Raw genomic sequence first — 6,040 nt, 5'->3', positions numbered from 1 at the left:
AAAAAGTGTGCATTTTTTGGGATTTCAAGAGATGGCAAAGAAATTTTCAAATCTCCTCCTGACTCCTGACTCCTGACTCCTGACTCCTATGCCCTCACGGAAAGACTTTCTCAGCAACCCCTAAATAAATATTTTTAACTATTTATTTTTAACTATTTAACTATTCCCAAAAATCCACATTCAGCATTGCTTCAATATCACGACTAAACGGCCATGTATCTGGAAACTCGCACTGCGGATAACTCTTGTAAACAACTTTGAGAGCATCTGCATAAGCTTCATCAAACACTTTGGCAAAATATGGTTTTAGGCTAGGTGAATCTTTTAATAAATCTCTAATGCCAATTCTTTGTTTAATGATTGATTCTACCCACCCGCGATAACAATCTGGCATATTTAGGTATTTTCGCTTGAGGATATGTTCCAAAAGCTCCCTGAGTCTACTTTCCAGTTCTCGTTTATCTGATCGCCCCAAACTCTCTATCTCCTCAATCAGATTCTCAAAATCTAACCCCTCAATATCCCTACTCTGTAACTTATTGACTGTATCTTCAATCCACAGTAAATAATCTTGCTCATATAAAGATACTGCAACTTGTGTCTGTGTCATTGCTTTATTTACCTGACGTGACCTAACTTAAGTTTAAGTTAAAGCCAGTTGAGAATGTTTAAGTTGATATTTTTAAGAGTGGCAAACCGACAATCAAACTGTAACCTGGAAATATAAACAACTTCATCGCTCAAACCATCAACATGGCTCCATTACCAGATTACCGTCCTAAGCAATTATCCGTCGGTCCTTTGGAAGCAGAAATTCTCAGCATTGTCTGGGAACTTGGTTCAGCTACAGTCAAAGATGTACACGATCGCATCCTTGCTGATCCTAACCGCGAACTAGCTTATACATCTGTCACCACCGTTTTACGTCGTCTCACGGAAAAAGGTTGGTTAGCTTGCGATAAACAAGGAAAAGCCTTTTATTGGCGGCCACTGCTAACAAAACAACAAGCAGAGATGATTAAAGCCCATGAGCAACTACAGCGATTTTTAGCAGTAGGTAATCCTGATGTAGTTGCCGCCTTTGCTGATAGTTTAGATGAAGCAGCTAGTGAACAAATAGAAGCGATCGCCAAACGCATTCAAGCTGCACGTCAAGCCAGGGGAGAAAAATAGGAGACAAATCACATTATGCACCTACTCATGATTTTAATTGCTGTAGCGATCGCCTACAGTTTACGACATTATGCCCACATCCCCGCAGGAAATTGGCATTTAAGATGGCGAAAAACTCTATTTTTATTCCTCTTTCCTCCCTTACTCATCTTCATGACTGTCACCGCTGTGTTTTGCATGGGTACACAGGGGAAAATGGGGGGAATGTCTACAGGTTCTTTTAGCTATCTCCTGTCCTTAATTTTTCTCGCTATTTTCAACATTTTAGGAATTAAACAGGCTTTTCAAGGTTGGAAATCTGTAAAATCTGCCCGTGAATGTCCACAAATCAATCTAGCAGGTAAACAAGTCCGAATCCTAGAAACAAAGGCTTTATTTGCCGGTCAAATGGGATTTTGGCAACCAGAATTAGTAGTCAGTCAAGGATTACTAGAAACTCTCTCCCCAGAACACCTAGAAAGCGTCCTCGCACACGAACAAGGACATTACCAGTATAGGGATACATTTTGGTTTTTTTGGCTCGGCTGGGTGCGTTCTTGTACCTCCTGGTTGCCAAATACAGAAGCACTTTGGCAAGAATTATTAATGTTGCGAGAATTAAGGGCTGATAGTTATGCAGCATCCCAAGTAGATCCCCTAATTTTAGCTGAATCTTTATTGTTAGTGGTGAGTAACCAAACCCTAACATCAGAAGTTTGCTGTGCAGCTTTAGGTTCTTCTGCGGTTGATAGGTTAGAACAAAGAATAGACGCTTTGTTAACACCAACAGAACCAAATTCAGAAATGCCATTACAATCTTGGCATATTTTTCTATTAGCATTTCTGCCTTTAGTAACGGTGATTTTCCATACCTAATCACCCAGATCCCTGATTTCTTCAAGAAGTCGGGGATCTATCCATTAATCCAACAAATCTTTTAACACCTTCCCCAAATCCTCATAATGCTGAAGTTGATTATAAATCTGTGCAGAAACTCGGATCAACAAACGCGGATTTTCCTCCCAAGGTATCACAGGTACTTCAATTCCAAATCTATCCAATAACTGATCATGGAAAAACATAAAATCCCAATCTGCCAACTTTCCATAAATTGGTAAAACTGCCATTGAACCAATCATTTCTTCTGGACAAACTGGTGCAACTTCCAACACTTCACAAAGTAACTTTCTTGCTGCTAAAACCATCTGGTGATTACGCTGCATTAATTCTATCCACCCACCAGGTAACAGCGATCCCATAAAATCAATTGCTTCCGGTACGCACATATAAGCAGTAGGATCATCCGTACCCATCCAGTCAAATTCCAATTGAAAGCGACTTTTATCAGTGCGGGGAGAATTTGCACCATGACTAATTGTTAAAGGGCGGATTTTTGTTTGTTGATCCCTTTGCACATATAAAAAACCTGCACCCTTGGGCGCACATAACCATTTATGACAATTACCTACATAATAAGTTGCGCCAATTTCCACTAAATTTAAAGGAATCATCCCCGGTGCATGAGAACCATCAACCAGGGTATCTACTCCCTGTGCTTGCAACTGCTTAACTAACTCTTGAATAGGAAAAATTAACGCCGTTTGGCTAGTAACATGATCTAACAGTGCTAATTTTGTTCTTGGTGAAACCTGTTCCATCACTGCTGTCACCACTTCTTGCGGTGAAGCAATAGGAAAAGGAATTTTAGCCACCACCACCCGCGCACCTGTGCGACTCGCAACAAAATCTAAGGCATTTCTGCAAGCGTTATATTCATGGTTAGTGGTGAGAATTTCGTCTGCTGGTGCAAAACTCAATGACCTGAGTACAGCATTTACCCCAGTGGTTGCATTCGGCACAAATACCAAATCTTCAAAATCACTACCAACAAACTTTGCTAATTTGCTTCTAGCATGATCTATCAATATTTCCCAGTCTCGACCAAAAAACCGCACAGGTTCAGCTTCTAGTTGTTGACGTAATCTTTGCTGAACTTCCAAAACCGCTTTTGGACAAGCACCAAAAGACCCATGATTGAGAAATATCACCTCTGGTTCAAGTGACCAAAATTTCTCAAAATCAAAAGCATGAAGATTGAAATTTGTGTTTTCTTCCTTCATGCTTTATCCTCTATTTATTGAACTCCCCAGGCCGGATTCGAACCAGCGACCAATCGATTAACAGTCGATCGCTCTACCGCTGAGCTACTGAGGAACGCTCGCAACGATTACTATATTAGACTGAAAATCAGATGATGTCAACTACTTTGGCAAAATTTTTTTTATTTATTTTTTTATTTAATTTTCGATGTTGTTTTTATACTGCTGGTACATATAGCCGTACACAGAGTAGTGAGGACATCAATTAATCATGAAACTCTGACTACAAAAGGGTTTCACTCCTGACTCTTGCTGTATAATTGATTCCAGGCTAAAGCCACTCCCGGTAAGGAGTTCAGACATTTTTGCCAATCGTAAATTAAAGTCCCATTCTTAATTGTGCTAACTTCTGCCTAGCCTGATCATCAATAGCATTAGCTAAAAATCTGCCTTTGGGTTGTTTCTTGGGTTGATATCTATGACGCATCCGACAAACCGTAGCTTCCACCTCACCGCATAATTGATGTGCTGATAACCATTGGGCACCATACCCCTGAACCATCAACTGCTGCGCTCGGTCTGATGTGGCAACAATGACGCGAGAAATTAAACATTGGGCGATTTGGTGACGTAAACCCGCACAAGCTTTTTCAATGTAAGTATCTGCGGTCTGTCCAAAGTCTGTGTAATGCACTGTGAGAAATTCTGTAATCATTTCTCGACTACCAGCAGCATTTTGATATTGGGCATCAAAGATAATTTGAGTTTCATATCCTTGAAACGCGCTATAATTAGTTATAGCTTCCACTAATTCACCGCGTGCTGCCTCTAGTCCAGCATCATCACGAGTTTTTTTCAAGCAAGGCCAAGCGCCTATAATGTTGTAACCATCCACTAACAAAATGGATGGGATGATAGAACGGGGCATGGTTTTTAATCACAATTATCTAGAGTTAACAAAAATCATTCATAAGACTTATAGTAATTGAAGCATCACTTGTAACACTATGTTACAGAGAATAAAATTGGTGACTGGTGATTGGGGATTGGGGATTGGGGATTGAGTAGACTTAAATCTATGGGCATTATAAGTTTGGTGATTGGTGAATATCGTTTCATTTCATCACCCATCACTACCAATAAGTCGCTGTTTTAGGCGTTCAGCTTCACCAGCGTCAACTAAAACACCCTTTTCTAATAAAAAAGCGCCATCACAATAATTTAACTCATCTAAACGGTGTGTTACCCACAAAGCCGTAATACCGCGACTTTTCACCAAACGACGCACACTAGCTACTAAATCTAATTGACTATCTGGATCTAATAAAGCCGTGGGTTCATCTAACAATAAAACTTCACAGTGACGAGCGATCGCCCCAGCAATAGCCACACGCTGTTTTTGTCCACCAGAAAGCGCATAAATAGGCCTGCGTTGTAAAGATAGTAAATTTACTGCGCCTAAAGCCTCCTCTACCCTAGCTTTTACCATAGCAGGAGGTAGTTTTTCTTCCACCAATCCAAAAGCCACATCAGCGCCAACAGTGGGCATAACTAATTGATGATCAGGATTTTGGAACACAAAACCCACAGGAGGAGAAATACCAATTTCCCCAGACTGGGGAGCTAATAAACCAGCTATTAACCTTAAAAGAGTTGACTTCCCACTGCCATTAGTCCCCAAAAGCATCCAAAATTCACCTTTAGGGACTTTGAGAGAGCAAGATTTAATTACTTGCTCCCCACTAGGCCAAAAGAAGTTCAAATTATTAACTTCAATGCCTACTACCGTCATTTTTATACCTTGGTTTATTCAGCCATAGTGAAAGCAGCAAAGCCCGGAGCTTTACCACTGCTACTAGCTGCACCATCTTTCTGCGAAATTTGGACTCCCGAAATTTCACTAGCACGGACAGCAATTTTTTTCTCAGTTTTGCCTTCGCACTTGAGTTCAACAAGATCAGGGTTGCCAGTACGCATTGCTGCCAAAATCAGCTGATAAACAGCTTCAGCATCTTCAGCAGACTTACGTTGTACTGAGATCGGGAAAGCAGTATTTCTGATGCTTAAGTCGATGGTAAACATTTAGAATTAATCACATTTCACTGACTGTAGGAATAATTCTAGCGTTATTGGTGATTGGGGATTGGTGATTGGTGATTGGTGATTGGGGATTGGGGATTGGGAATAATATTATCCATTACCCATGACCAAGATTAAAATTTATCTCCATTGACACTCCCCGACCTAAAGGTGCGGGGATTCTTGGTTCAACGAGTCCACTTAGACTAGATCACTTGCGGTGTCTAACAAGCGAGGTGGTTCTCTCCTCAAGCGTTACTTTCCCCCAGCGGGTAAGGTAGTTGTATTGCTGAGGCAGTGGGACGGGTTTCCCGGTTTCAAGCAACTGCCGTCCCCTTGCCTAAAGGACAGTTAAGTTTTTCCGCCATGCTCCAAAACATCACCTCAAGGGTTTTCAGCCTTTTTTCTGATGACACTGGAAAAATTAGAGAAAAGCACTTATTATGATTAGAGACCGTAAAAAATTGTAAACTAGGTTGACAATCTGGTTATACTTCTGTTTATGGAAGGTCATGTCATAGCCACCCATAAACAGATAAAATCCGTACTTATAAATTTTTGGAGATTCTTTCTCATGACCATAGCAGTTGGACGCGCCCCGTCAAGAGGGTGGTTTGACGTACTAGACGACTGGTTAAAGCGCGATCGCTTCGTATTCGTAGGTTGGTCAGGTGTTTTATTATTCCCCTGTGCCTTCCTCGCATTAGGCG

The 6,040-nt window shown here is 41.0% G+C and carries 7 protein-coding genes, 1 tRNA gene and 1 pseudogene; 3 read left to right on the top strand and 6 right to left on the bottom strand.

Annotated features, from left to right (window positions below):
• Positions 1-160: 160 nt before the first annotated feature.
• Positions 161-610 (bottom strand): DUF29 domain-containing protein, encoded by a 450-nt coding sequence (locus tag FFR48_RS24445; RefSeq protein ID WP_137669162.1) that lies wholly within the window; start codon positions 608-610, stop codon positions 161-163.
• A gap of 143 nt (positions 611-753) precedes the next feature.
• Here FFR48_RS24445 and FFR48_RS24440 point away from each other — a divergent pair, with 143 nt between their 5' ends.
• Entirely contained in the window at positions 754-1,173 is a 420-nt protein-coding gene (locus FFR48_RS24440; RefSeq protein ID WP_096567756.1) for a BlaI/MecI/CopY family transcriptional regulator, read from the top strand.
• 15 nt (positions 1,174-1,188) lie between these two features.
• Entirely contained in the window at positions 1,189-2,028 is an 840-nt protein-coding gene (locus FFR48_RS24435) for a M56 family metallopeptidase (protein ID WP_137669161.1), read from the top strand.
• Between the two features lie 44 nt (positions 2,029-2,072).
• Here the strand turns inward: FFR48_RS24435 and FFR48_RS24430 are convergent, their stop codons facing one another.
• From FFR48_RS24430 to FFR48_RS24410, 5 genes are all read right to left on the bottom strand, one after another.
• On the bottom strand, positions 2,073-3,272 hold the full coding sequence (locus FFR48_RS24430) for an aminotransferase class V-fold PLP-dependent enzyme (protein WP_137669160.1): 1,200 nt from the start codon (positions 3,270-3,272) through the stop codon (positions 2,073-2,075).
• A gap of 22 nt (positions 3,273-3,294) precedes the next feature.
• Positions 3,295-3,366, bottom strand: a tRNA-Asn gene (locus tag FFR48_RS24425).
• Between the two features lie 264 nt (positions 3,367-3,630).
• The gene (locus FFR48_RS24420) at positions 3,631-4,179 is read right to left on the bottom strand and encodes an NYN domain-containing protein (RefSeq protein WP_096567750.1); all 549 of its coding nucleotides are present in this window, start codon (positions 4,177-4,179) and stop codon (positions 3,631-3,633) included.
• Positions 4,180-4,374: 195 nt separating this feature from the next.
• Positions 4,375-5,043 (bottom strand): ABC transporter ATP-binding protein, encoded by a 669-nt coding sequence (locus tag FFR48_RS24415; RefSeq protein WP_096567748.1) that lies wholly within the window; start codon positions 5,041-5,043, stop codon positions 4,375-4,377.
• Positions 5,044-5,057: 14 nt separating this feature from the next.
• Positions 5,058-5,333, bottom strand: a complete 276-nt coding sequence (locus FFR48_RS24410; RefSeq protein ID WP_137669159.1) for a UPF0367 protein family — start codon at positions 5,331-5,333, stop codon at positions 5,058-5,060.
• A gap of 571 nt (positions 5,334-5,904) precedes the next feature.
• Here FFR48_RS24410 and FFR48_RS24405 point away from each other — a divergent pair.
• Positions 5,905-6,040, top strand: a pseudogene (locus FFR48_RS24405) (photosystem II D2 protein (photosystem q(a) protein)); the annotation flags it as partial.

This window comes from Sphaerospermopsis reniformis (assembly GCF_005402885.1).
Lineage (GTDB): Bacteria > Cyanobacteriota > Cyanobacteriia > Cyanobacteriales > Nostocaceae > Sphaerospermopsis > Sphaerospermopsis kisseleviana.
Note: the sequence above shows the minus strand (reverse complement) of the source record. Positions and strands in the feature narration are given on the sequence as shown.

What these genes read in the sequence shown, in the direction of transcription:
- FFR48_RS24440 (WP_096567756.1), top strand. Translation starts at nt 754, where the DNA reads ATGGCTCCATTACCAGATTACCGTCCTAAGCAATTATCCGTCGGTCCT.
- FFR48_RS24415 (WP_096567748.1), bottom strand. Translation starts at nt 5,043, where the DNA reads ATGACGGTAGTAGGCATTGAAGTTAATAATTTGAACTTCTTTTGGCCT.
- FFR48_RS24435 (WP_137669161.1), top strand. Translation starts at nt 1,189, where the DNA reads ATGCACCTACTCATGATTTTAATTGCTGTAGCGATCGCCTACAGTTTA.
- FFR48_RS24445 (WP_137669162.1), bottom strand. Translation starts at nt 610, where the DNA reads ATGACACAGACACAAGTTGCAGTATCTTTATATGAGCAAGATTATTTA.
- FFR48_RS24420 (WP_096567750.1), bottom strand. Translation starts at nt 4,179, where the DNA reads ATGCCCCGTTCTATCATCCCATCCATTTTGTTAGTGGATGGTTACAAC.
- FFR48_RS24430 (WP_137669160.1), bottom strand. Translation starts at nt 3,272, where the DNA reads ATGAAGGAAGAAAACACAAATTTCAATCTTCATGCTTTTGATTTTGAG.
- FFR48_RS24410 (WP_137669159.1), bottom strand. Translation starts at nt 5,333, where the DNA reads ATGTTTACCATCGACTTAAGCATCAGAAATACTGCTTTCCCGATCTCA.